This is a genomic window from Bradyrhizobium ottawaense (genome assembly GCF_002278135.3).
Classification (GTDB): Bacteria; Pseudomonadota; Alphaproteobacteria; order Rhizobiales; family Xanthobacteraceae; genus Bradyrhizobium; species Bradyrhizobium ottawaense.
In genome coordinates, this window is sequence record NZ_CP029425.2 from 4,182,532 (window position 1) to 4,202,838 (window position 20,307).

The 20,307-nt window shown below is 64.8% G+C and carries 23 protein-coding genes; 11 read left to right on the top strand and 12 right to left on the bottom strand.

Features of this window, described 5'->3' with window-relative positions:
• Window positions 1-13 precede the first annotated feature (13 nt).
• A complete protein-coding gene (locus CIT37_RS20000) occupies window positions 14-1,567 on the bottom strand; it encodes a winged helix-turn-helix domain-containing protein (RefSeq protein ID WP_038973369.1) in 1,554 nt (517 codons plus the stop codon).
• A 126-nt stretch (window positions 1,568-1,693) separates the two neighbouring features.
• Here CIT37_RS20000 and CIT37_RS20005 point away from each other — a divergent pair, with 126 nt between their 5' ends.
• The gene (locus tag CIT37_RS20005) at window positions 1,694-2,155 is read left to right on the top strand and encodes a cupin domain-containing protein (protein ID WP_038949151.1); all 462 of its coding nucleotides are present in this window, start codon (window positions 1,694-1,696) and stop codon (window positions 2,153-2,155) included.
• Window positions 2,156-2,211: 56 nt separating this feature from the next.
• Here CIT37_RS20005 and CIT37_RS20010 read toward each other — a convergent pair whose 3' ends face one another.
• The 5 genes from CIT37_RS20010 to CIT37_RS20030 all read right to left on the bottom strand — a co-directional run bounded on the left by CIT37_RS20010 (window position 2,212) and on the right by CIT37_RS20030 (window position 6,938).
• Window positions 2,212-3,390, bottom strand: a complete 1,179-nt coding sequence (locus CIT37_RS20010) for an aminotransferase class V-fold PLP-dependent enzyme (RefSeq protein ID WP_028144483.1) — start codon at window positions 3,388-3,390, stop codon at window positions 2,212-2,214.
• Between the two features lie 91 nt (window positions 3,391-3,481).
• The gene (locus CIT37_RS20015) at window positions 3,482-4,033 is read right to left on the bottom strand and encodes a CAP domain-containing protein (RefSeq protein WP_161966442.1); all 552 of its coding nucleotides are present in this window, start codon (window positions 4,031-4,033) and stop codon (window positions 3,482-3,484) included.
• Between the two features lie 93 nt (window positions 4,034-4,126).
• Window positions 4,127-5,221 carry a serine/threonine protein kinase gene (locus tag CIT37_RS20020; RefSeq protein ID WP_028144485.1) on the bottom strand — a complete coding sequence of 365 codons (1,095 nt, stop codon included), beginning with the start codon at window positions 5,219-5,221 and terminating at the stop codon, window positions 4,127-4,129.
• A gap of 7 nt (window positions 5,222-5,228) precedes the next feature.
• A complete protein-coding gene (trmFO, locus tag CIT37_RS20025; RefSeq protein WP_028144486.1) occupies window positions 5,229-6,656 on the bottom strand; it encodes a methylenetetrahydrofolate--tRNA-(uracil(54)-C(5))-methyltransferase (FADH(2)-oxidizing) TrmFO in 1,428 nt (475 codons plus the stop codon).
• Window positions 6,657-6,785: 129 nt separating this feature from the next.
• Entirely contained in the window at window positions 6,786-6,938 is a 153-nt protein-coding gene (locus tag CIT37_RS20030; protein ID WP_007590701.1) for a DUF1127 domain-containing protein, read from the bottom strand.
• 590 nt (window positions 6,939-7,528) lie between these two features.
• Between CIT37_RS20030 and CIT37_RS20035 the strand changes: the two genes are divergently transcribed.
• Window positions 7,529-7,855 (top strand): hypothetical protein, encoded by a 327-nt coding sequence (locus tag CIT37_RS20035; RefSeq protein ID WP_028144487.1) that lies wholly within the window; start codon window positions 7,529-7,531, stop codon window positions 7,853-7,855.
• Window positions 7,856-7,921: 66 nt separating this feature from the next.
• Here CIT37_RS20035 and CIT37_RS20040 read toward each other — a convergent pair whose 3' ends face one another.
• Window positions 7,922-8,746 carry a lytic murein transglycosylase gene (locus CIT37_RS20040; RefSeq protein ID WP_028144488.1) on the bottom strand — a complete coding sequence of 275 codons (825 nt, stop codon included), beginning with the start codon at window positions 8,744-8,746 and terminating at the stop codon, window positions 7,922-7,924.
• Window positions 8,747-8,874: 128 nt separating this feature from the next.
• A complete protein-coding gene (locus CIT37_RS20045) occupies window positions 8,875-9,783 on the bottom strand; it encodes a DUF2189 domain-containing protein (protein WP_095424111.1) in 909 nt (302 codons plus the stop codon).
• Window positions 9,784-10,118: 335 nt separating this feature from the next.
• Here CIT37_RS20045 and CIT37_RS20050 point away from each other — a divergent pair, with 335 nt between their 5' ends.
• Window positions 10,119-10,520, top strand: a complete 402-nt coding sequence (locus CIT37_RS20050) for a DUF3597 domain-containing protein (protein ID WP_028144490.1) — start codon at window positions 10,119-10,121, stop codon at window positions 10,518-10,520.
• A 65-nt stretch (window positions 10,521-10,585) separates the two neighbouring features.
• Here CIT37_RS20050 and CIT37_RS20055 read toward each other — a convergent pair whose 3' ends face one another.
• Complete coding sequence (locus CIT37_RS20055; RefSeq protein ID WP_028144491.1) at window positions 10,586-10,861, bottom strand: GNAT family N-acetyltransferase; 276 nt, start codon at window positions 10,859-10,861, stop codon at window positions 10,586-10,588.
• A 317-nt stretch (window positions 10,862-11,178) separates the two neighbouring features.
• Here CIT37_RS20055 and CIT37_RS20060 point away from each other — a divergent pair, with 317 nt between their 5' ends.
• Window positions 11,179-11,574, top strand: a complete 396-nt coding sequence (locus CIT37_RS20060; protein ID WP_028144492.1) for an SPW repeat protein — start codon at window positions 11,179-11,181, stop codon at window positions 11,572-11,574.
• A 49-nt stretch (window positions 11,575-11,623) separates the two neighbouring features.
• On the opposite strand, the gene CIT37_RS20065 is transcribed toward CIT37_RS20060, so the two are convergent.
• Window positions 11,624-11,899, bottom strand: a complete 276-nt coding sequence (locus CIT37_RS20065; protein ID WP_028144493.1) for a GNAT family N-acetyltransferase — start codon at window positions 11,897-11,899, stop codon at window positions 11,624-11,626.
• Between the two features lie 87 nt (window positions 11,900-11,986).
• Window positions 11,987-12,346 carry a hypothetical protein gene (locus CIT37_RS20070; RefSeq protein ID WP_028144494.1) on the bottom strand — a complete coding sequence of 120 codons (360 nt, stop codon included), beginning with the start codon at window positions 12,344-12,346 and terminating at the stop codon, window positions 11,987-11,989.
• 94 nt (window positions 12,347-12,440) lie between these two features.
• Between CIT37_RS20070 and CIT37_RS20075 the strand changes: the two genes are divergently transcribed.
• From CIT37_RS20075 to CIT37_RS20100, 6 genes are all read left to right on the top strand, one after another.
• Window positions 12,441-12,938, top strand: coding sequence for a hypothetical protein (locus tag CIT37_RS20075; protein WP_028144495.1), 498 nt, complete (start codon window positions 12,441-12,443; stop codon window positions 12,936-12,938).
• Window positions 12,939-13,043: 105 nt separating this feature from the next.
• Window positions 13,044-14,651 carry an acyl-CoA synthetase gene (locus tag CIT37_RS20080; RefSeq protein ID WP_028144496.1) on the top strand — a complete coding sequence of 536 codons (1,608 nt, stop codon included), beginning with the start codon at window positions 13,044-13,046 and terminating at the stop codon, window positions 14,649-14,651.
• 9 nt (window positions 14,652-14,660) lie between these two features.
• Window positions 14,661-15,521, top strand: coding sequence for a PCC domain-containing protein (locus CIT37_RS20085; protein ID WP_028144497.1), 861 nt, complete (start codon window positions 14,661-14,663; stop codon window positions 15,519-15,521).
• Window positions 15,522-15,629: 108 nt separating this feature from the next.
• Window positions 15,630-16,397 (top strand): AAA family ATPase, encoded by a 768-nt coding sequence (locus CIT37_RS20090; RefSeq protein ID WP_028144498.1) that lies wholly within the window; start codon window positions 15,630-15,632, stop codon window positions 16,395-16,397.
• A 1,025-nt stretch (window positions 16,398-17,422) separates the two neighbouring features.
• The gene (locus tag CIT37_RS20095) at window positions 17,423-18,004 is read left to right on the top strand and encodes an SRPBCC family protein (protein ID WP_028144499.1); all 582 of its coding nucleotides are present in this window, start codon (window positions 17,423-17,425) and stop codon (window positions 18,002-18,004) included.
• A gap of 2 nt (window positions 18,005-18,006) precedes the next feature.
• Window positions 18,007-18,960, top strand: a complete 954-nt coding sequence (locus CIT37_RS20100; protein WP_028144500.1) for a YVTN family beta-propeller repeat protein — start codon at window positions 18,007-18,009, stop codon at window positions 18,958-18,960.
• A gap of 81 nt (window positions 18,961-19,041) precedes the next feature.
• Here the strand turns inward: CIT37_RS20100 and CIT37_RS20105 are convergent, their stop codons facing one another.
• Window positions 19,042-19,680: an HAD family hydrolase gene (locus tag CIT37_RS20105; protein ID WP_028144501.1), complete on the bottom strand. Its 639-nt coding sequence runs from the start codon at window positions 19,678-19,680 to the stop codon at window positions 19,042-19,044.
• A 64-nt stretch (window positions 19,681-19,744) separates the two neighbouring features.
• Between CIT37_RS20105 and CIT37_RS20110 the strand changes: the two genes are divergently transcribed.
• On the top strand, window positions 19,745-20,296 hold the full coding sequence (locus CIT37_RS20110; RefSeq protein WP_028144502.1) for an RNA 2'-phosphotransferase: 552 nt from the start codon (window positions 19,745-19,747) through the stop codon (window positions 20,294-20,296).
• Window positions 20,297-20,307: the final 11 nt, after the last annotated feature.

Sequence of the window (20,307 nt, forward strand, 5' to 3'; positions counted from 1 at the left end):
GCCGAGCCGAGCGCTACTCCGGAAGGCCTGCGATGCGGAGAGCGTCGCCGAGCGAGGAAGCGAGCGCTGGCGCGCAGTTGACGCCCTGAAATTGACGGCCATAGCGGAACGTCGGGTGCAGCTCCAGCACCCGCGCGGCCGCCGCCTTCGCCTCCTGCAATCGTCCAAGCTTTGCCAGCGCCGCGGCCAATTGCACATGGGTGATGCTGTGGCGAGAATTGGCCTGAACCGAGCGGTAAGCGGCACGGCACGCATCCTCATATCGGCCGTGATGGAAGTGCCCGAGAGCCTGGGCGTCGAAAGCGGCGAAGGCCCATGGATCGAACGGGCTGAGCCGCAGGCCTCGTTCGCTCCATTCGATAGCGCGGTCAGGATCTCCGCCCCAGCCGAGCATGACGCTGCCGAGGATGTAGGTCAGCGCCGATGATGGGCTGATGGCGAGCGCGGCCTCGAACGCGATGAAGGCTGCGGGGCGATCGTGCCCGTCCATGCCGATCGAAAAGCCTGCGAGCGTGAGAGCAAGCGCATCATCCTGGCCATGGGCGATGGCCGAGCGCGCATGGCGGATCGAGGCCTCGCGATTGGCCTCCTGCAATCCGGCTCGAAGAAACAGGCAATGATGGCACATCGCTGCATTGCCGTGCGCGAGCGCATACGCAGGTTCCAGCGCGATCGCGCGTTCGAGCAGCACGAGCGCCTGGGTGACCTGGGCCGGCATGCCGGAATCGACGTCCGGCTGGGCGCGCAGGACGAGATCATAGGCATCCAGGCTGTCCGGCCGCTTGCGCCTGACCCTGTTGATCTCGGCGCGCCGCAGGCTGGGTGCGATCGCACCGACGGTCGACGATGCGATGTCGTCCTGGAGGGCGAAGACGTCTTCGGACCGGCGGTCAAATCGCTCGGCCCATACGTGCATGCCAGTCGACGCATCGATCAACTGACCGGTGATGCGGACCAGCGTGCCGGTCTTGCGGACACTGCCTTCCAGCACGTAGCGTACGCCAAGTTCGCGGCCGACCTGCTTCACGTCCACCGCGCGGCCCTTGTACGCGAACGTGGAATTCCGCGCGATCACGAACAGCCAGTTGATGCGCGAGAGGCCGGTGATGATGTCGTCGACCATCCCGTCGGCAAAATAGTCCTGCTCCTCGTCGCCGCTCAAGTTCGTGAAAGGTAGCACTGCGATCGACGGCCTGTCGGGCAGTGACAGCAACGGCGCTTGCGGTGTTGCTCGTGCGGGATCCGGATCGGACTTCGTCACGGTCGGACCGACATAGCGATAGCCACGGCGCGGCAGCGTCTCGATCCAACGCGCCTCGCCGGAGATGTCCGCCAGCGTGCGCCGCACCGCCGCGATCTGGACGGTCAGGTTGCTGTCCTCGACGGCCTGGGCGGGCCAGGCCGCCTCGATCAAGGCATCCTTCGAAACCGGCACACCAGCCTGCCGGACGAGGACCGCCAGCAGCAGCACTGCGCGCTGGCCGAGAGCGGTCGGCTCAGCACCGTGGAACAGGATCCCCGCATCGCCATCGAGCCGAAAGGGACCAAATTCAAGGATCGTGGCCATCGCCGAAGAAGGCCACATTTCGCAGGTTTTTTGCAACGTTTTCCGAACGGCTTCGCGACTTTCCGGCTGGACGGGACCACCATCGCGCGAGCCGTGAGGAACGCTGCAACAGCGATGGAGGTGTACATGACCGCGAAACACGTCATCCGCAGGCCCGGCGAGACCGAGGGGGTCACGCTGCGCGGCCAGCCAATGGCCTTCCTGGTGACGGGCGAGGACACCAGGCACACGAGCATGTTCGACTGGACAATTCCGGCAGGATTCGCCACCGGCCGGCACGTTCATCGTGTTCAGGAGGAGACCTTCTACATGCTCGAAGGCGAGTGTGAATGGTTCGTCGGGGATGAGATTGTCCGGGCAACCCCAGGAACCTTCCTCTTCATTCCTCCCGGTGTTCCCCACAACATCACCAACGCGAGCGAGAAGCCCGCGCGTGTGCTCATGACCGTATCCCCGCCGGGACACGAGCATTACTTCGAGGAGCTGGCGAAGCTGACAGCAAGCGGTCGCCCGGATGCGAAGGCCATCAGCGAGCTACGCGCCCGCTTCGATACCGACCAGCTCTCGGCGCTGACGACAAGAGCTTGAAGCCCAGACGGCGCGACTGTGGACCGACTTCAAGGCCCGGCCGCGCCGGCCTTTTGTTACCGTGCCGCCAGATCCGCCAGATGAGCGATCAGCCGATCGATCTCGGCTTCCGTGTTGTAATAATGCGGCGATGCCCGCACGACATGCGGCAAGGCGCGAAGTTCGGCATCGATGCGCGTGCTCGACGGATCTGAAGCGCCGATGGTGATGCCTGCTGCAGCGGCACTGGCGACAACGGCGTCCGCCTCGTGCCCGTCCAGCGTGAAGCTGACGATGGCACCCGGCGCGCGTCCGAGGTCGCGAATGGTGATGCCGGGAAGGGCCGCGAGGCCGTTGCGAAGACGGCCGGCAAGCATTCGGCAGCGTTGTTCGATCGGAGCGATGCCGATCTCCAGGGCGTAGTCGACGGCGGCGCCGAGGCCCAGCCGGGCCGCGTAATTGTTCTCCCAGGTCTCGAAGCGGCGTGCATCGTCGCGAAGCCGATATTCATCGCGCGAGACCCAGGGCGCGGCGAAGTGATCGATCATCGGCGGCTCGAGCCGTTGCAGCAGTGCGCGGCGAACGTAGAGAAAGCCGGTGCCGCGCGGGCCGCGCAGGAATTTGCGACCCGTGGCCGACAGCATGTCACAGCCGATGGCTTCGACGTCGACCGTCATCTGGCCGACCGCCTGGCAGGCGTCGAGCAGATAGGGAATGCCGCGTGCCCGCGCGATCTTGCCGACCGCTGCCGCCGGATTGACCAGTCCGCCATTGGTCGGGACCCAGGTGATCGCGATGAGCTTTACGCGCTCATCGATCATGCGCTCGAGCGCGTCAACGTCGAGCTCGCCGCTGGCATCGCTCGGCACGACGTCGATCGTCGCGCCGGTCCTCTTGGAGACCTGTAAGAACGCGACATAATTGGCCGCGTATTCCGCCTCAGCAGTCAGGATGCGGTCACCCTTGCGAAACGGAAGCGCGTAGAACGCCATCTGCCAGGCGACCGTCGCGTTCTCCACGAGCGCGATCTCGTCGGGTGCGGCATTCAGCAGACGCGCCACCGAGCCGTAGACCGCTTCGAGCCGGTCGGTCTCGCGATCCGCGGCCGCATAGCCTCCGATCTCGCTTTCCAGATCGATATGCTGCTTCATCGCCGCGACAACGGAAGTCGGCATGAGCGCCGCCCCCGCATTGTGGAGATACGCGAGCCGACTGGCGGCCGGTGTGTCAGACCGAATCTGGTCGATGTCGATCACCAACGCCTCCACTTCTCGCGATCCCTCATGCATGAATTAGACGCGCCGAAGGGGCCGAGCAAGACGTCAGGCCAGGGACGTCGGCTGGATTTCAGATGCAGAGGCCGAGCAGCTTGACGTGGCAGTTGCTCGATTTGGGCTTGCTTGCGGGCGCAGCTTCCCGCTTCACGGCAATTTGGGGCTCCTTGTTCTTCTTGCCCTTGCCCTTCGGCTCATAATCGCCGGCGATCACCATGGCCCAATAGGTGCGCTTGCCGCTGGCATTCCTCGCGCTGGCGATGCCGACGCGGGAGGCGTTGTGCAGCAACAGGTTCTTGCGGTGCCCGGACGAGTCGATCCACTGTCCCAGGGTCTTCTCGAAATTGTCGTAGCCGTAGGCGATGTTCTCGGCGGCGCGGCCCGCGCCGGCGGGCGCGACGCGGCGATTGAAGGGGCCGAGTGCGTCGTGACTGAGGTCATCTTTCGCCGCCATCGCGCGGGCCTGGTCCATGGCGATGCGGTCGAGGGTGGAATCGCGGACGACGCGAACTTCACCGTGCTTGAGGCGGAAGCTGGAGATCAGCTCGGCCGGGGTCTCGGCCATTGCGGGCGCGGCCGCCAGCAGCAGAAGGCCGGCAATCAGGCCGCCCACCAGATGATGCATCATCGTCCCCTGAGCGCCCATGACCCCGCCGCGCCTGCCTTGTCCGACCGCTTCTCTATCGCCAATGTGGACGCTTCAAGGCGAGGGGGGCCGTCAGTGAGTTGGCAGATCCGCCTCGAAGTTGAAGCGGTCGCGCAGATTTTTTCGCTGTTCCAGGATGTCCTTGAGGAAAGCTCGGTCCTGGTCGTTCTTCATCATCGGCTCGATCAGGTCGAGCTGGTTCATGGCAACCAGTTGCAGGATCTCGGTGCGCGGCTTGCCGCCGGCGTCGCGCGGCAGCGCGTGCACCACTTGGATGTGCTCCGGCGGTTTCGGCCCCTTTGCGGCCGCAAGCTCGTTCCGCAACTGGCCTTCGAGCGTGGCCTGGTCGGCTTCGACGAAGGCATAGAGCCCGACGCCCGAGCGGCGGTCCGCGAAAGCCACGATGGCGGTGTCGCGCACGGCCGGGTTTTTGCGGATCAGCTCGGTCAGCACCGGCGCGTCATTCACGAGCCTGCGGCCGCCGCCCTCGCGATCGGTGAAGTTGAACAGGCCGCGCGTGATCGCGCGGTAGATCTTCTTGCCGGTGACAAGCCACAGGCTGGCGGCAAATGACTTCTTCGCAAGGATCTTTCGCTCGCGCGGCGTCAGCGCCTCAGGTGCGTAGGAGCGCTTGTGTTTGAGCAGATGCCGGAGGTCTTCATAGGCCAGGATGCGATAGAGCCGGCCGCGCCGTGCAAAGCAGGCGGCGAGCTGGAAGTCGGTGACATAGGCGAGGCCGTCGCGGCCGACCAGCCAGTTCTGTTCCTTGGCAAGATCGTTGTGGCAGATACCGGCGCGGCGCAGCCGGCGCAGGGCCGCCTTGGCCGAGCGGAAATAGGCGAGGTCGCCATGCGGCTTTGCCAGATGCAAAGCGACGCCGTCGACGAAGCCGCGCACCAGCGCACGGCGTCCGGCCCACAGCAGCTCCGGACCAACGTTGAGGCCTTTGGCGAGCGCCAGAGCGTGCTTCTCGCGGGCGAACAGATGGCGCGCCAGGAGAAACGACCACCACGGCACCTCGTCGAGCCGGCGCAGCACGGCATCGACCTCGCCGCTCTCGCCGCGGAAGCGCCCGCGCTCGACGGTCGAGAACACGTCGCGCTTGAGCAGAACGCCCTCGGTCCAGCGCGCCGAGAGCGTCGCGGCGTCGTCTTTGGGGAGGCTCATCGCAAACTCACGCGGCTGCGGCAATGCGCAAATGATCGGCGATCCAGCGATCGAGATCGGCGAGTGCCAGTGCGCTCATCGCCTGCTTCTTGGCCACCGTCTTCTCGTTACCGCGCAGGCGCGTGCCGTCGGGTTTCTTCGTCGGCGCGGTCGCAAGCGGTGGGAATAGACCGAAATTGATGTTCATCGGCTGGAACGACCGTGTGCCGGGCTCGATGGTCTCGATATGGCCGCCGGTGATGTGGCCGAGCAGCGATCCGAGCGCGGTCGTGCCAGGCGGGCTGACAAGCGTCTCGCCGCGCGCGTCCGCGGCTGCATAGAGACCGGCGATCAGGCCGACGCTGGCCGATTCCACATAGCCCTCGCAGCCCGTCATCTGGCCGGCGAAGCGCAGCCGCGGCTGCGCGCGCAGGCGCAGCTGACCGTCGAGAAGCTTTGGCGAGTTCAGGAAGGTGTTGCGATGCAGGCCGCCGAGGCGGGCGAACTCGGCCTTCGCCAGCCCGGGAATGGTGCGGAAGATGCGCTGCTGCTCGCCATACTTCAGCTTCGTCTGGAAGCCGACGATGTTGTAGAGCGTGCCGAGCTTGTTGTCCTGGCGCAGCTGTACGATCGCGTAGGCTTTGGTCGTGGGATCGTGCGGGTTGGTGAGGCCGACCGGCTTCATCGGGCCGTGGCGCAAAGTCTCGGGGCCGCGCTCCGCCATCACTTCGATCGGCAGACAGCCGTCGAAATAGGGTGTGTTGGTCTCCCACTCCTTGAACTCGGTCTTCTCGCCGGCGATGAGCGCAGCGACGAAGCCGTCATACTGCTCCTTGGTCATCGGGCAGTTGATGTAGTCCGCGCCGGTACCGCCGGGGCCGACCTTGTCGTAGCGCGACTGAAACCAGGCCACCGACATGTCGATGGATTCACGATGCACGATCGGCGCGATCGCGTCGAAGAAGGCGAGCGCGTTCTCGTCGGTCAGCTCGCGGATGGCATCGGCTAGTGGAGCGGAGGTGAGGGGACCGGTTGCAACGATGACGTTGCTCCAATCGGCCGGCGGCAGGCCCTTGACCTCGCCACGGGCGATCTGGATCAGGGGATGGTCGTTCAGCGCCTTGGTGACGGCCGCGGAGAAGCCGTCGCGGTCGACGGCGAGAGCGCCGCCAGCAGGCACCTGGTTGGCGTCGGCTGCACGCATGACCAGCGAATCGAGCCGGCGCATTTCGGCATGCAGCAGGCCGACGGCGTTGTTGGCGGCGTCGTCCGAGCGGAACGAATTGGAGCAGACGAGCTCTGCGAGCCCGTCGGTGCGGTGCGCTTCGGTCATGCGGGTCGGTCGCATCTCGTGCAGCACCACGGGCACGCCGGCCTTGGCCACCTGCCAGGCGGCTTCAGAGCCGGCAAGGCCGGCGCCGATCACGTGCACGATGTTGGATTGAGGTCCTGTCATGGGGCGGACAGGTAGCGCTTTTCGGCGGGGAGTGGAATCGCCGAGATCGAGTTTTCTGCCGCTAGATGCGACAACGCCCGCACGAGGCGGGCGCTATCGGTCCGTTCCGGTGGAAGGGCTGAAACGATATCAGCCCTGATACTGACCGGCGGCAACGCGCGGGATGTCCGAGCGATCGAGGCCGATATCGGCCAGTTCGCGATCGCTGAGCTGGGACAGCTCGGCAACATTGCGCTGATAGTCCCGGAAGGCCTGGATCATGCGGATGAGCGAGAGCAGCATTGGTAGTCTCCTGTAGTTCGATTCAGCCCTTGCCCGGACTGCATCGTTGAAATGAATATAAGTGAGAGTGGTGCAGTGCGAAAGTTCCGATGTTGCGATGCAGCTAAGCGAGTAACGCATACCGTGGGTAAGGGACGCTTAACCTCTCACCAGTCCCGCCCAAGGCTTGGACGGTATGGACCGAATCTAGCGACAAACTCCCGTGAAATCACGGATTTAAGAGCTGTCGATTGATCTCGATCATAGCCGAAATAGGTTGCATTCCTGTCACCGGCAAGTCGGACGCTCAGCTTCTATACCCAAGTCCGGCATGCGTGATTCGCATGAGACGAACCTCGCCGATCTGAATTTTAATTCACTTCTTGTAATGGTCCTAGGGGGCTTTGCCGGAGCAGGTTTGGCGACGAAATGCAGCGAACGGCCCATTCGCACCCCACGATAACGCAGCGCACACACGCCGAGCGTGTGGCGATGATTACCGAGATGTAATGAAAATCAGAAATTTCGCATGCGGCTCTGCGTGGCGCGCAACATCACGCAATTCTCGCGGGGAATTTATTGCGGCAAGTTGCCGCGTCCGGGGGAAAGTCGTGGTGCAGAGGCCGGCAATGTCGCCGGGTCTGTCCCAAGATCAAGAGAAGGAAGGTAACGTCATGACGAAGTTACTCGGGGTTATCGCAATCGCCGCCGTCGCGTTCGCCGTCGCGCCGGCCCAGGCCGCCAAGCACGCCACGGGCGGTTGCAGCTCGGCCAATCTGGAGAAGACGGAGACCGCGATCGAGAACATGGCCGACGGTGACAGCAAGTTTGTGGCGCAGAAGGAGATCGCGGCTGCGCAGGATTCGCTGCTCAACGGCAAAATGGGCGCATGCGGCGCGCATCTGAACAAGGCGATGCACGCCACCATGGGCAAGTGATGGGTAGGTAGCACAAGAGAGGGCCGGTCGCCGGGCGATCGGCCCTACGCGTTTGTTGATGGGTGTTTAGGGGGCGCGCGCCAGCTGGGTGGCGAAATAGGCGACAGTCTTGGAATAGACCTCGCTCTTGTTCCACTGCTGCAGCACCGCGAAATTCGGACTGCCCGGCTGCCAATCCTTGCCCTTTTGCCAGCCATAGCCGGCAAGATAATTGGCGGTGGAGGCGAGCACGTCGGGCGCGTTGTGCAGGAGGTCGCGCTTGCCGTTGCCGTCGAAATCGACGGCGTATTTCATCCAGGACGACGGCATGAACTGGGTCTGGCCGAGCTCGCCTGCCCAGGCGCCCTTCATCTCGGCTGGCACGAGATCGCCGCGCTGGACGATGCGCAGTGCGTCCAGCAGCTCGGCGCGAAACTGCTCCGCGCGCCGGCAATCATAGGCCAGTGTTGCGAGTGAGCGGATCGTGCCGAACTTGCCGGTGTTGACGCCGAAATCGGTCTCCAGGCCCCAGATCGCGACCAGGACCTCGCCGGGAACGCCATAGGTCTGCTCGATGCGCGACAGCACCGAGCCGTACTGCTTCATCCTGTTGGAGCCGCGTTCCAGGCGCGGCGGCACCATGCGGCCGGAAAATTCCTCGAAGGTCTGGGCGAAGACCTTTTGCGAGCGGTCGCGGTTGAGCACGCTCTGATCGAGTGTCACGCCGGCGAGACCAGATGCAATGGCCTGCTGTGAAATGCCCTTGGCCGCAGCGTCGGTCTTGAAGTCCGCAAGCCAGGCATCGAAATTGCCCGAGCCGCAGGCAACCGCGGCGAACGCTGGCTGGGCGGACAGGATTGACGCGGAGAGAGCGAAGGCTGCGAGAGCGAGACGAGAAATCGTCGAGGTCATTCGAGGTAATGAATTCCGTGAAGCGATCTGGCCGGCCGGCAATCTCGATCGGAACCGCGGCCAAAGCAAGGCGTGCGACAGGCCGCGATCCTGCCCGAACCAGGGCAGGATCGCATGTCACGATATCGTCAGGCGTCCGTCCTATTACGCCAGGGGAAGAGGTTGGCCGGGAAGTCGGCAGCCGGCTTGCGCGGACGATGCGGCGGGGGCGGCACCGGACGTGCACCGGGCTCCGAGACGATCACCTTGCGGTAGAGATGCCAGGTGGCATGGCCGAGCAGGGGGATCACCACGGCAAGGCCGAGGAACGCCGGGATCGTGCCGAGCGCGAGCAGGACCGCGACGATTACGCCCCAGGCCGCCATCGGCACCGGGTTCCTGGCGACCACGCGCAGCGAGGTGCTCATCGCCTCGAACGCGCCGGCATGGCGATCCAGCATCAAGGGGAACGACACGGCGCTGATGCACAGCGCGGCGAGCGCGAACAGGAAACCGACGCCGCAGCCGACCACGATCAGCCACCAGCCCTGCTGCGTCGTCAGCACGCGCGTCATGAAGTCCGAGAGTCCGGTCACGCCCTCATAGCCGAACGCCGCAACATAGATCGCCTGCGCGGTCGCAACCCAGGTCACGAACAGCGCGAGCAGCAATGTGCCGAGGCCGAGCATCGCTCCGAACGAAGGCGAACGCAGCACCTCCATCGCATCCCAGGCGCTGGCTTCCTCATAGCGTTCGCGCCGGCTGGAGAGCTCGTAGAGACCGAGGGCCGCGAAGGGCCCGATCAGCGCGAAGCCGGCGGCCAGCGGAAACAACAGTGGCAGCACCGAATAGCCCATCACCACGCGGGCGAGCACGAGGCCGAGCACCGGATAGATCACGCAGAGGATGATGGCGTGGCTCGGCACGGCCTTGAAATCTTCCCAGCCGCGCCTCAGCGCATCGTGCAGATCGGACAGCTGGAGGGTTCGGATCACCGGTCCAGCCGCATCAGTGGGCTGGGCCATCGTGGGGACATTGCCCTGGTAGAGTGTGGCCATGGTCGCTAGCTCCCTTGCCGAGCGGCCGAATTCGGCGCCGGCAAACGGCGCGAGCGGCCGCCATTCTCTGAAGTCCCGCGATCCCGACCAGACGCGAATTCCGGATGACATCGCGAGCTGAGCTGGAAGCGTACGCCCATTTGCGAGTCCTGTCCCTCACGCTTGGGTGAAATTCGATGCCGCAGCGCAACTCGACGGTGTCATTCGGTCGTCATTTCGCCGCAGATAAGCTGATGCTGCGTGCTGGCTCGCGGAACTTTGCGGGCGCTACGCAGTAACTTGGTCTATAAGTGCCACTCAAGGCCCTTCCAACGGATCCTTTTCGGGGAGCAGACATGAGCATTTTCGGGAAAATCATGAGCGCGATCTTCGGCAGCCAGCCGGCTTCCGCCGCGCCCGCCGGTGGCGCAGCGCCGGGCAGTGCGCCCGCAGGGGCCGCGCCGGACGCTTCGGCTCCGGCAGGCGCGCCGATGGCCGCGGTCGACGTGGCAGCGATCGTCGACAAGGCGGTGGCCGCGCACAAGGGCGAGAAGCTGGAATGGCGTACCTCGATCGTCGACCTGATGAAGGCGCTCGACATCGATTCCAGCCTCGCTGCGCGCAAGGATCTCGCCAAGGAGCTCGGCTACAGCGGCGACATGAATGACTCTGCCAGCATGAACGTCTGGCTGCACAAGCAGGTGATGTCCAAGCTCGCCGCCAATGGCGGCAAGCTGCCGCCAGAGATCAAGCACTGACTGCAAGCACTGATCGACCGCCGGTCGTGTCGCAAGGGCCCGCAGTCGCGCGGGCCCTTTTGCTTTCAGGCGACCAGATCCGCGTCCTCCGGATGCCTGTCGAGATAGTCGACGACGAAGCCGCAGCCGGCAATCACCTTGCGGCCGTCGCGCCGGATCAAATCCAGCGCGCCCTTGATCAGCTCGGAGGCGATGCCGCGGCCGCGCAGCGCGCGGGGCGTCTCGGTGTGGGTGATGATGACCGCCGTCGGGGTCAGCCGGTAATTGGCGAAGGCGACCTCGTTGCCAACATCGAATTCGAAGCGGCTCCTGTCCTTGTTGTCCCGTACCGATGCCACCATGCAAGATCCTTCCGCCGTGCGTCTGACGCGTTGATCTAGGAGCCCGTCCCCGTCCTTGGCAAGGCGCAGCCATGGGAGCTTGCCGCACGGCAGATATCTGCAAACGCGCGTGCCTGTAGCTGCAGCGCAGTACGAGAAGCCATCCTTGGTGAACACCACGCCGGCTCCAATAATTACCGGCGACACCCTTGCAAGTTCCACGGCGGCTCCCACGTCCTCTCAAGGACATACGCCCGAATGCGGCCGGCAGGGTCGCTAGACATTCGGAGTGTCATGATTGCCAGCCGCAGACGTATGCCTCTTTGCAGGAGGTTACGATGTCGGACTTTGGTTTCTTGAATACTCATCGAACATGGGAAGACTGGTGCGGGATGCTGCTCGGCGCGCTCATCGTGGCTTCGCCGTGGTTTCCCATCCAGGATCCGGCGATTGCCGGGCACCCGACGGCGATCCTGAATACGGTCGCAATCGGCCTGGTCGTATTTGGCATCAGCCAGCTCGAATATGTCGCCTTGCAGCGCTGGCAAGAGGTGACGACGATCCTCGTCGGACTGTGGCTCATCGCCTCGCCTTACGCCCTCGGCTATTCCGCTGACGGCTTTCTCCGCATCTACCACACGAGCCTCGGCGCGGCGGTGGTGCTGCTGGGCATCCTTCAGCTGTGGCAGGACTGGGATCTGAACGATCAGGACATGCTCAAGCACGGACGATAGGCCGTAGATGTCGGCAGGCCCGCTGGCTTCGGGCGGCGGGCCTGTGCTCTCACCTCGCCACGAGGTCGGAATAGTCCGGATGCTTTTCGATCCATGCCTTCACGAACGGGCATTGCGGGATCAGCTTCAATCCGGCGGCGCGGACCTGGTCGAGAGCGCCTTGCACCAGCTTCGAGCCGACGCCCTTGCCGCCGAGCTCCTTCGGCACGTCCGTATGCTCGAATGTGATGACGTTGCCATCGAGCTTGTAATGCTCGGTCGCAAGATTGCCATCCACTGCGAGCTCGTAGCGGCAGTGGTCCTTGTTGTTGATGACGTTGCTCATGTTGTCGCCCCTCCAGCTGCCAGCCTCGCGCACCAAGTCATAACGCACGGTCGCGCCGGCCGGTTTCCGATGTTGAGGTCGTTCGGTTCAATCGGCCGCTTTGGCGAGCCTGGAATCTTCGGGCTGCTGCGGCGGGCGCAGGCATCCCTGGCAGATGACCAGGGAGCGGTTGACCCTGGCATCCTGCTCGGCCTCGCTGGCATCCTGCGCCTGCCACCATTCCTTCGACTGAGGCTGAAGTCCGGCCTGCGATGTGTTGCGCTCGGATCGCGCCGCGGTCCGTGCTGGTTGTGCGGCTGCCCGCGGCCGATTGGGATCCTCGCCGGCGCCATCCCAGGCGTAACGCGCAGGCTTGAAGGCGGGATCGGAGGCCAGATGCGCCTGTGGCGCCACGGCACATCCGGCGAGCGCCAGCGACAACAGGAGGAAGGCGGGCGCTTTGACCATGACGCGGCACTCTTTACGCGAGAACTGAGCGAGGGTGCGCCGATCATGTTTAAAATTCCCTGAACGATTGCGGCCGCGCCGGCGACAAACGCGCATGCGCTATTTGATGCTTCTGCTCGCTCTGTTCGTCTCCGCCGCGCGCGCGGAGGATGCAAAGCCGTTCAATCCCTCCGACTATCCGCCCGGCGTGCAGAAGGCACTGCGCTACGCCAACGAGGAATGCACCAGCCAGGACGGTGGCGAGGTGACCTTCGCGCCCGATACGGTGCGTAAGATCGACCTGACCGGTGACGGCCGCGACGACTACATCGTCGATTTCCAGGACACCAAATGCGGCGATCGCGAGACGACCTATTGCGGAACTGGCGGCTGCGTCATCAACATCCTGGTGGCGCTGCCGGACGGCAACGTTCGCCCGGTGTTTGACGGCTATGTCCTCCGCTACAAGATCATGGCCCCGCCGATGAAGCGCGGCGCTGCGCGCACCGTCCGCTTCGATCTTCATGGCAGCTTCTGCGGCGGCTTTGGCCCGCAGACCTGCGTCAAGCAGAAGGCGATCACGGCGACGCCGTTTGCCTTCAAGCAGCCGTAGGGGAGCCGTGCATCCGCCGGCCTTGCAGGGGCGCGGGCGATGGCGATAAATGGGATGCAATGAGCCGGCGGCCAGCGCGCCGTCCGCCCTCGAAGAGGAATCCCCATGCAGCCCCTGCGCATGTCCCGCCGCGTCATGAATCTCGCTCACATGCTGACCCAGAATGCGCGGCGGCATGGCGCGCGTCCCGGTTTCGTCTGGGGTGACAAGTCCTGGAGCTGGCGGCAGATCGATGCGCAGGTCTCGGCGCTGGCGGCGGCGCTCGCCGCGCGTGGCATTGCCAAGGGCGACCGTATCCTGGTCCATTCCAAGAATGGCGACGAGATGTTCTTCTCGATGTTCGCCGCGTTCCGGCTCGGCGCGGTCTGGGTGCCCACCAATTTCCGCCTGATGCCGGATGAGGTCACCTATCTCGCAGAGGCCTCCGGCGCCAAGGCGTTTCTGTGCCATGTCGATTTTCCCGAGCATGCGGCGGCCGTGAAAGGCGGCGCGCTCGAGTTCACCTGGAGCGTCGACGGCAAGGGCGCGTTCGGCGAGCGCTCGGTTGCTGAGGCCATTGCCTCGCAGGCCGGCGCCAATGTCGCGAATGTCGCTGTCGAGCACGACGATCCCTGCTGGTTCTTCTTCACCTCGGGCACCACCGGCCGCTCCAAGGCCGCGGTGCTGACTCACGGCCAGATGGGCTTTGTGATCACCAACCATCTCGCCGATCTGACGCCCGGCGTCACCGAGAACGACGCCTCGCTGGTGGTGGCGCCGCTGTCGCATGGCGCCGGCGTGCATCAACTGGTGCAGACCGCGCGCGGCGTCTGCACTGTCTTGTTGCCGACCGAAAAATTCGACATCAACGAGGCATTCCGCCTGATCGAGATCCATCGGGTCGCTAATCTCTTCACGGTGCCGACGATCCTGAAGATGATGGTCGAGCACCCCGCCGTCGACAAATACGATCATTCCTCGCTGCGTCACGTGATCTATGCGGGGGCACCGATGTATCGCGAGGATCAGAAAACCGCGCTGAAGAAGCTCGGCAAGGTCATCGTGCAGTATTTTGGCCTCGGCGAGGTCACCGGCAACATCACCGTGCTGCCGGCAGCGCTGCACGATCCCGAGGACGGCCCGCACGCGAAGATCGGCACCTGCGGCTTCGAGCGCACCGGCATGCAGGTCTCGATCCAAGACGACGAGGGCCGCGAGCTCGCGGCCAACCAGAGCGGCGAGATCTGCGTGATCGGGCCGGCGGTGCTCGCAGGCTATTACGACAATCCCGAAGCCAATGCGAAGGCGTTCCGCAACGGCTGGTTCCGCACCGGCGACCTCGGTCACATGGATGAAGAGGGGTTCGTCTACATCACGGGCCGCGCCTCCGACATGTACATCTCCGGCGGCTCCAACATCTATCCGCGCGAGATCGAGGAGAAGATCTTGACGCATCCCGCGGTCGGCGAGGTCGCCGTGCTCGGCGTACCCGATGCGACCTGGGGCGAGGTCGGCGTCGCCGTCTGCGTGGCGCGTGCCGGCGAGAAGGCAGTGAGCGAAGCCGAAATGGCGGCGTTCCTCTCGCCGAAGGTGCCGCGCTACAAGATGCCGAAGCGGTTCTTCTTCTGGGAGGCGCTGCCGAAATCCGGCTATGGCAAGGTCCCCAAGCGCATGGTGCGCGACGAGCTCGAGGCGCGCGGGCTGCTCGATCTCGACAAGACGAAGACAGGCTGAGCGCAGGTGATGAGGAGTATCACGCAGCCGGGCGCGCCCATCGCGGAACGCATTCAATGGGTGGAGGCGAGGGGGCGCGCCTTCTCGTTCACGCTTCCGGCAGGTCTGCCGCTGCTGGAAGCCGCGCGGCGTGGCTTTGCGGCGGAGGGATTTGCCGGCGGCGTGCTCAACTTCCGGCACGGCGCGCTCGGGCCGTTCGCCTATGTCATGCCGGCGCTGTCGAAGACCGGCGAGAACGCGGCGTTCTATAGCGACACGTACCGGCCCGGCGGCGTGACGCGCACGAAGCTCGGGAGCATGACGCTCGGCATGCGCGACGGCGTGCCGTTCTTTCACTGCCACGGGCTGTGGACGGAGGCGGACGGCAAGGCGAGCGGTGGCCACATGCTGCCGGACGAGACTGTTGTCGCCGAACCGTTCGAGGTCGAGGCCTTCGGCCTTGATGGCGCGATGTTCGCCGCCGAGTCCGATCCCGAGACCAATTTCAAGCTGTTCGGGCCGGTGGCGGCTGCGAGCAGCGGCGCGCGCACCACGGCCAGCGCCTTCGCGCTGCGGCTGCGCCCCAATCAGGATTTTGCTGGCTCCCTCGAAGACTTCTGCCGCACGCATGGCATCGCGCGCGCGAAGATCCATGGTGGCGTCGGCTCGACCATCGGCGCGCGCTTCAGCCATGGCGGCGTGACCGAGCCGTTTGCGACCGAGCTTGCGGTGACGGCCGGTCTGATCGCGCCCGGGCACTCCGGTGCGATCGAAGCGGCGCTCGACGTCGCGCTGGTCGACTACACCGGCGGCTTGGCGGAGGGGCGGCTGGTCCGCGGCGACAATCCCGTGCTGATGACGATGGAGCTGGTGCTGGAGGCGCTGGACTAGGTTGCGACCGGGGCTCGCGCCGGGAGCCCCTGCCACTTGCGCGGCATCATTGTTCCCGTTACGTTCCGGTTTGAGATCGCCGGTGGCGGAACGGACGGAGAGACGACCATGAGCCGGCGAGGTCATCGCACGATCAACCTGCCGGCACCGTATCTGAAGCGGGTCTGGCTCGACCCGTCGAAAGTTCACGATCGCGAGGCCTATCCGTTTTGCCTGCCCATCTTCCCGGATGATTTCGAGCTCAATTTCGACGCTGCCATCACGATTATCGTTGGAGAGAACGGCACCGGGAAGTCGACGATCCTCGAGGGCATCGCATCACTCGCCGGCTACGACGATGCCGGCGGCGGCAAGGGCTATATGCCGGTCGACCATTCCGAGGCGCGCGAGAAGATGGGCGGCCAGCTCGGCAAGGCGCTTCGCGCGAGCTGGCTGCCGAAGATCAGCAATGGCTGGTTTTTTCGTGCCGAGAGCTTTTTCTCGGTCGCGCGGTATCTGGACAAGGCCGCGCGTGATGCCGGCCAGGCCGGTCCCGATTTCCTGTCGCACTCCCACGGCGAAGGCTTCCTGCGCTTCTTCGAGGAGCGTTGTCAGCGCCAGGGCATCTTCATCTTCGACGAGCCGGAATCGGCGTTGTCGCCGGCGCGCCAGATCGAGTTTTTGAAGCTGCTGCGACGCATGGAGGATTCCCGGATCTGCCAGGTCATCATGGCGACCCATTCGCCGATGCTGATGGCGTATCCCAATGCGCGGCTGCTGCGGCTGGCGAAATATGGGCTGGAGCCGGTGACGGTCGAGGAGACGGATCATTACCGGTTGATGCGGGAGTTTTGTGCTGACCCGCGCGGGTTTGTGGAGGCGACGCTGGAGGAATAGCTGAACGTGTCTGACGGCTGTTCTCTCCGCTGTCGTTGCGAGGAGCCCTTGCGACGAAGCAATCCAGGATCTTTCCGCGGCGGCAGTCTGGATTGCTTCGCTGCGCTCGCAATGACGGTAGGTGGAGTAGCGGCATTTTCCGCTCTGGTGTCCCGGACAAGCTGCAACGCGTGAGCGTTGCGGCGCAGAGCCGGGACCCAGGAGCCGCAGGTGTCGTTGCGGCGTGGGCCCCGGCTCTGCTGCGCATCACTTCGTGCTGCGCCGCGTCCGGGGCACGAGACTGTCGGTGAAGGTCTGGCACAGGCTTTCATCCTCGCGGCACATCGTGCCCGAGCTTTTGCTTCAGTTGCCACCCTCAAAAGTGCCGAGGGCGCAGGGAAGGCCGGGTGCCGGCTGGCACCCGCGGTCCACTGTGCGAAAGCGTGTGCTTAAAAAGCTGCACAGCGGCATACAGGTGTAGCCAAACATCCGGCCTTCCCTGCGCAGTGGGTTTACGGCTTATGTCGTGCTCTCCCCGGGGAGCGATGCACTATTGCCCCCGTCGCCTTGCGGATGGCTGATGCGCGCACCCGGTCGGGCCCGCGACATCACCGCAACACTTGGCGCACAGACCCCGGGCGCCAGGACCACACGATTTTGCCGTACGCAGGCTGCACCGGTCGTGTGCGCGTTAGTCCTTGCTCACGGTGTGACCCGCCCTGCAAACCACCTTCGCGCCGACGCCGCCTGCGTCCACCACGTCCCATCCCGCGTGTCGTGACGATCGCGTTGCGCCCCTCGGCCGGGTTGGGATGATCGTCTATACTATAATCCGAAATTCTGATAAAGAGAAATATTTCGGTTTGGCGGTGTTGACCCTCCCGTGGGTGTTTTGCCCGCCGGGTCGCGCAAGGGCTTGTGGGTCGCGCCGGGCTCCGCCGCAACGGCGCCACGAACCGGTCTCCCCTCGGCCCCAAAATGCGCTAGGATGACCGCAGCGCGCATTCCAAGTCGCGCACGATCAACTGGACGTAAGAGGAAACGAGATGAGGGTGACGATTGGACGGCGCACGGCTGTGGCTGGCGCGCTGGCTGTGTGTGGGGCGGCAGGCTTGACGGCAGCCTTCGGGCCGTTTTTTTCACCGGCGGCCTGGGCGCATGGGCCGACCCGGCAGAAGGTGCGGGAATCCATCGAGATCAACGCGCCGCAGGACAAGGTCTGGGCCGCGATCCGCAACTTCCAGGACATGGGCTGGCTTCCGCCTGTCACCAAGACCACCGGCGAGAAGGGCAACGAGATCGGCGCGACGCGCCAACTGACGCTGACGGGCGGGGCGACTGTCGATGAGGAGCTCTACAAATACGAGCCCGACATGATGAGCTATTCGTACCGGATCACCAAGGTCGACGTGAAGGTGCTGCCGGTGACCAATTATTCCTCGACGTTGACGGTGTCGCCGGCTTCCGACGGCAAGTCCAAGCTGGAATGGGCCGGGGCATTCTACCGCGGCTTTCCCAACAACGATCCGCCGCCGGAGCTGAGCGACGAGGCCGCGGTGAAGGCGGTGAGCGGGCTCTACAAGGCCGGCCTCGAAGCCCTGAAGAAGAAGATCGAGAGCGGTAGCTGATCGTGCGGATGCTGGTTCTGGCGGCGCTCGCCGCCAGCCTTTGTCATGCCAGCCTCGGCAGCGCCGCTGCCGAGGAGGCGTTCGTCACCAACCAGCTCAGCGACGATCTGATGGTCGTGGATCTCGCCGCCGCGCGTAGCGTCGCGACCATCCCGATCGGCGGCAAGCCGGCCGGCGTCGCCGTCAGCGCGGACGACCGCTTTGCCTATGTGACGAGCCCGGACGCCAAGGCGGTGACGGTGGTGGACGCCGCAGCCCGGCAGGTGGTCGGGCGGATCGAGGTCGGCGGCGGGCCGCTCGGCATTGCCGTGGCGCCCGATGGCCGCACCGTCTATGTCGCCGATTGGTATGCAGCTGCGGTGCGGGTGATCGACGCCGCGAGCCGCAGCGTCACGGCCAGCATCGCGGTCGGCGCCTCGCCATCGGGCCTGGCGGTGACGCCGGACGGCAGGCTGCTGCTCTCGGCCGACCGCGACGACGACATCGTCTCGGTCGTGGACACGGCGACGCGCCAGCGCAAGGCGACCGTCAAGGTCGGCACCCGACCATTCGGTGTCACCATCGATGCCGAGGGCAAGCGCGCCTACACCGCCAATGTCGGCTCCGACGACGTCTCCGTGATCGACATCGCCGCTGGCCGCGAGGTCGGCCGCGTGCCGGTCGGCATGCGCCCCTATGCGGTGGCGCTGACGCTGGGCCGGGGCTTCGTCACCGACCAATATGGCGGCACCGTCAGCGTGTTCGATCTGGCGAGCCTGAAGCCGGTCAAGCGCATCAATGTCGGCGACTATCCCGAAGGCATCGCTGCGACCGCCGACGGCAAGCGCGTCATCGTCGCCTGCTGGGAGAGCAACACGCTAAGCATCATCGACGCGACTGATCTGAAGGTGATCGGCGAGATCAAGACCGGCGACGGCCCAAGGGCGTTCGGGGTGTTCCTGCGCAGGACGGAGTAGGGTGTGTAGGGTGTGTAGGGCGGATTAGCGAAGCGTAATCCGCCATCTTGCATCGACGATCGGTCGGCGGATTACGCTTCGCTAATCCGCCCTACGATTACACAACACGTCCGCAATCTCGTCCATCCGCTCGAACACGTGATCCGGCCCGTGCGCGCGCAGCGCCGCCGGGGCCGCATAGCCCCAGCACACTGCGCCGCAGGCAATCCCGACGCTGCGCGCTGCCTCGATGTCACGGACCTCGTCGCCGATAGCGACGACCTGGTTTGGCGCCACGCCGGCGCGGCGGATGACGCGGTGGAATTTCGCGGGCTTGCCGAACAGCGATGCCGAGCAGTCGAAATGCGAAAACAGCGCGGCGGCCTCGCCAAGCTTTTCGCGCGCATTGGCCTCGCTGTCCGATGTCACCAGCGCGAGCTGCACGCCGTTGTCCGCCAGCGTCCGCAGCATGGTCTCGACACCTCCAAACAGCGGGATCTCGCTAGCTGCCTCTCCCTTCAGCCGCCGCGCATGCCGCGCGATTGCCGGTAGCTTCCACAAGGGTACCTCAAGGTGGCTGAGGATCTCGCGCGTCGAGGCATGCCGCAGTCCCTCGACGTCCTCATCCCGCACGCGGCGAAAGCCGAAGCGGTCGGCGATGTCGTTGACGGTGCGCAGGAACCACGGGAAGCTGTCGGCCAGCGTGCCGTCGAGATCGAAGATGGCGAGGGTGTAGGGCATGGGGGAAGGGGAGTCTGGTCGAGCTAAGTGGCCGGATGTACAAGACGGAAGCAGGAAGACAAAGATGCCGGTCGATCAGATTCAACTTAGCAAGTTCTTGAGCTTCGTGCTGAGACACAAGCCCGATGAGATCGGCTTGACGCTTAGTGCCGAGGGCTGGGTCAATATTGACGAATTGCTTGAGAAAGCCAATGCAACAGGGACGATGTTTGACCGAGCTGACCTGCTCGGCGTCGTCGCAAGCAGCGACAAGAAGCGATTTTCGCTATCAGCCGACGGACTGAAGATCCGGGCCGCCCAAGGGCACTCTGTATCGGTGGAGCTCGGCTTGCCACCCCAAGAACCGCCCTCAGTCCTCTACCACGGGACGGCGACGCGATTTGTCGAAGCGATCCTCGCGGAGGGCTTGAAACCGCAGGCGCGCCAACAAGTGCACCTGTCCTCCGATGAGGAGACCGCGCGGCAAGTGGGGCAGCGCCATGGCAAGCCCCACATCTTCAAGGTCGATGCCGGCGGCATGTATGCGCGCGGTTTCAAGTTCTATCGCGCCGACAATGGGGTCTGGCTGACCGATACAGTGCCGCCGGAGTTCTTAGCCCCGGCGACGAGCAAATGACATAATGGGAA

Bases quoted from the DNA above. Each gene is read 5' to 3' on its own strand.
- CIT37_RS20065 (WP_028144493.1), bottom strand. From the start codon at position 11,899: ATGAGCAACGTCATCAACAACAAGGACCACTGCCGCTACGAGCTCGCA.
- CIT37_RS20015 (WP_161966442.1), bottom strand. From the start codon at position 4,033: ATGCATCATCTGGTGGGCGGCCTGATTGCCGGCCTTCTGCTGCTGGCG.
- CIT37_RS20000 (WP_038973369.1), bottom strand. From the start codon at position 1,567: ATGGCCACGATCCTTGAATTTGGTCCCTTTCGGCTCGATGGCGATGCG.
- CIT37_RS20060 (WP_028144492.1), top strand. From the start codon at position 11,179: ATGTCGGACTTTGGTTTCTTGAATACTCATCGAACATGGGAAGACTGG.
- CIT37_RS20050 (WP_028144490.1), top strand. From the start codon at position 10,119: ATGAGCATTTTCGGGAAAATCATGAGCGCGATCTTCGGCAGCCAGCCG.
- CIT37_RS20070 (WP_028144494.1), bottom strand. From the start codon at position 12,346: ATGGTCAAAGCGCCCGCCTTCCTCCTGTTGTCGCTGGCGCTCGCCGGA.
- CIT37_RS20045 (WP_095424111.1), bottom strand. From the start codon at position 9,783: ATGGCCACACTCTACCAGGGCAATGTCCCCACGATGGCCCAGCCCACT.
- CIT37_RS20020 (WP_028144485.1), bottom strand. From the start codon at position 5,221: ATGAGCCTCCCCAAAGACGACGCCGCGACGCTCTCGGCGCGCTGGACC.
- trmFO (WP_028144486.1), bottom strand. From the start codon at position 6,656: ATGACAGGACCTCAATCCAACATCGTGCACGTGATCGGCGCCGGCCTT.
- CIT37_RS20095 (WP_028144499.1), top strand. From the start codon at position 17,423: ATGAGGGTGACGATTGGACGGCGCACGGCTGTGGCTGGCGCGCTGGCT.
- CIT37_RS20055 (WP_028144491.1), bottom strand. From the start codon at position 10,861: ATGGTGGCATCGGTACGGGACAACAAGGACAGGAGCCGCTTCGAATTC.
- CIT37_RS20085 (WP_028144497.1), top strand. From the start codon at position 14,661: ATGAGGAGTATCACGCAGCCGGGCGCGCCCATCGCGGAACGCATTCAA.
- CIT37_RS20105 (WP_028144501.1), bottom strand. From the start codon at position 19,680: ATGCCCTACACCCTCGCCATCTTCGATCTCGACGGCACGCTGGCCGAC.
- CIT37_RS20090 (WP_028144498.1), top strand. From the start codon at position 15,630: ATGAGCCGGCGAGGTCATCGCACGATCAACCTGCCGGCACCGTATCTG.
- CIT37_RS20030 (WP_007590701.1), bottom strand. From the start codon at position 6,938: ATGCTGCTCTCGCTCATCCGCATGATCCAGGCCTTCCGGGACTATCAG.
- CIT37_RS20005 (WP_038949151.1), top strand. From the start codon at position 1,694: ATGACCGCGAAACACGTCATCCGCAGGCCCGGCGAGACCGAGGGGGTC.
- CIT37_RS20040 (WP_028144488.1), bottom strand. From the start codon at position 8,746: ATGACCTCGACGATTTCTCGTCTCGCTCTCGCAGCCTTCGCTCTCTCC.
- CIT37_RS20075 (WP_028144495.1), top strand. From the start codon at position 12,441: ATGCGCTATTTGATGCTTCTGCTCGCTCTGTTCGTCTCCGCCGCGCGC.
- CIT37_RS20080 (WP_028144496.1), top strand. From the start codon at position 13,044: ATGCAGCCCCTGCGCATGTCCCGCCGCGTCATGAATCTCGCTCACATG.
- CIT37_RS20110 (WP_028144502.1), top strand. From the start codon at position 19,745: ATGCCGGTCGATCAGATTCAACTTAGCAAGTTCTTGAGCTTCGTGCTG.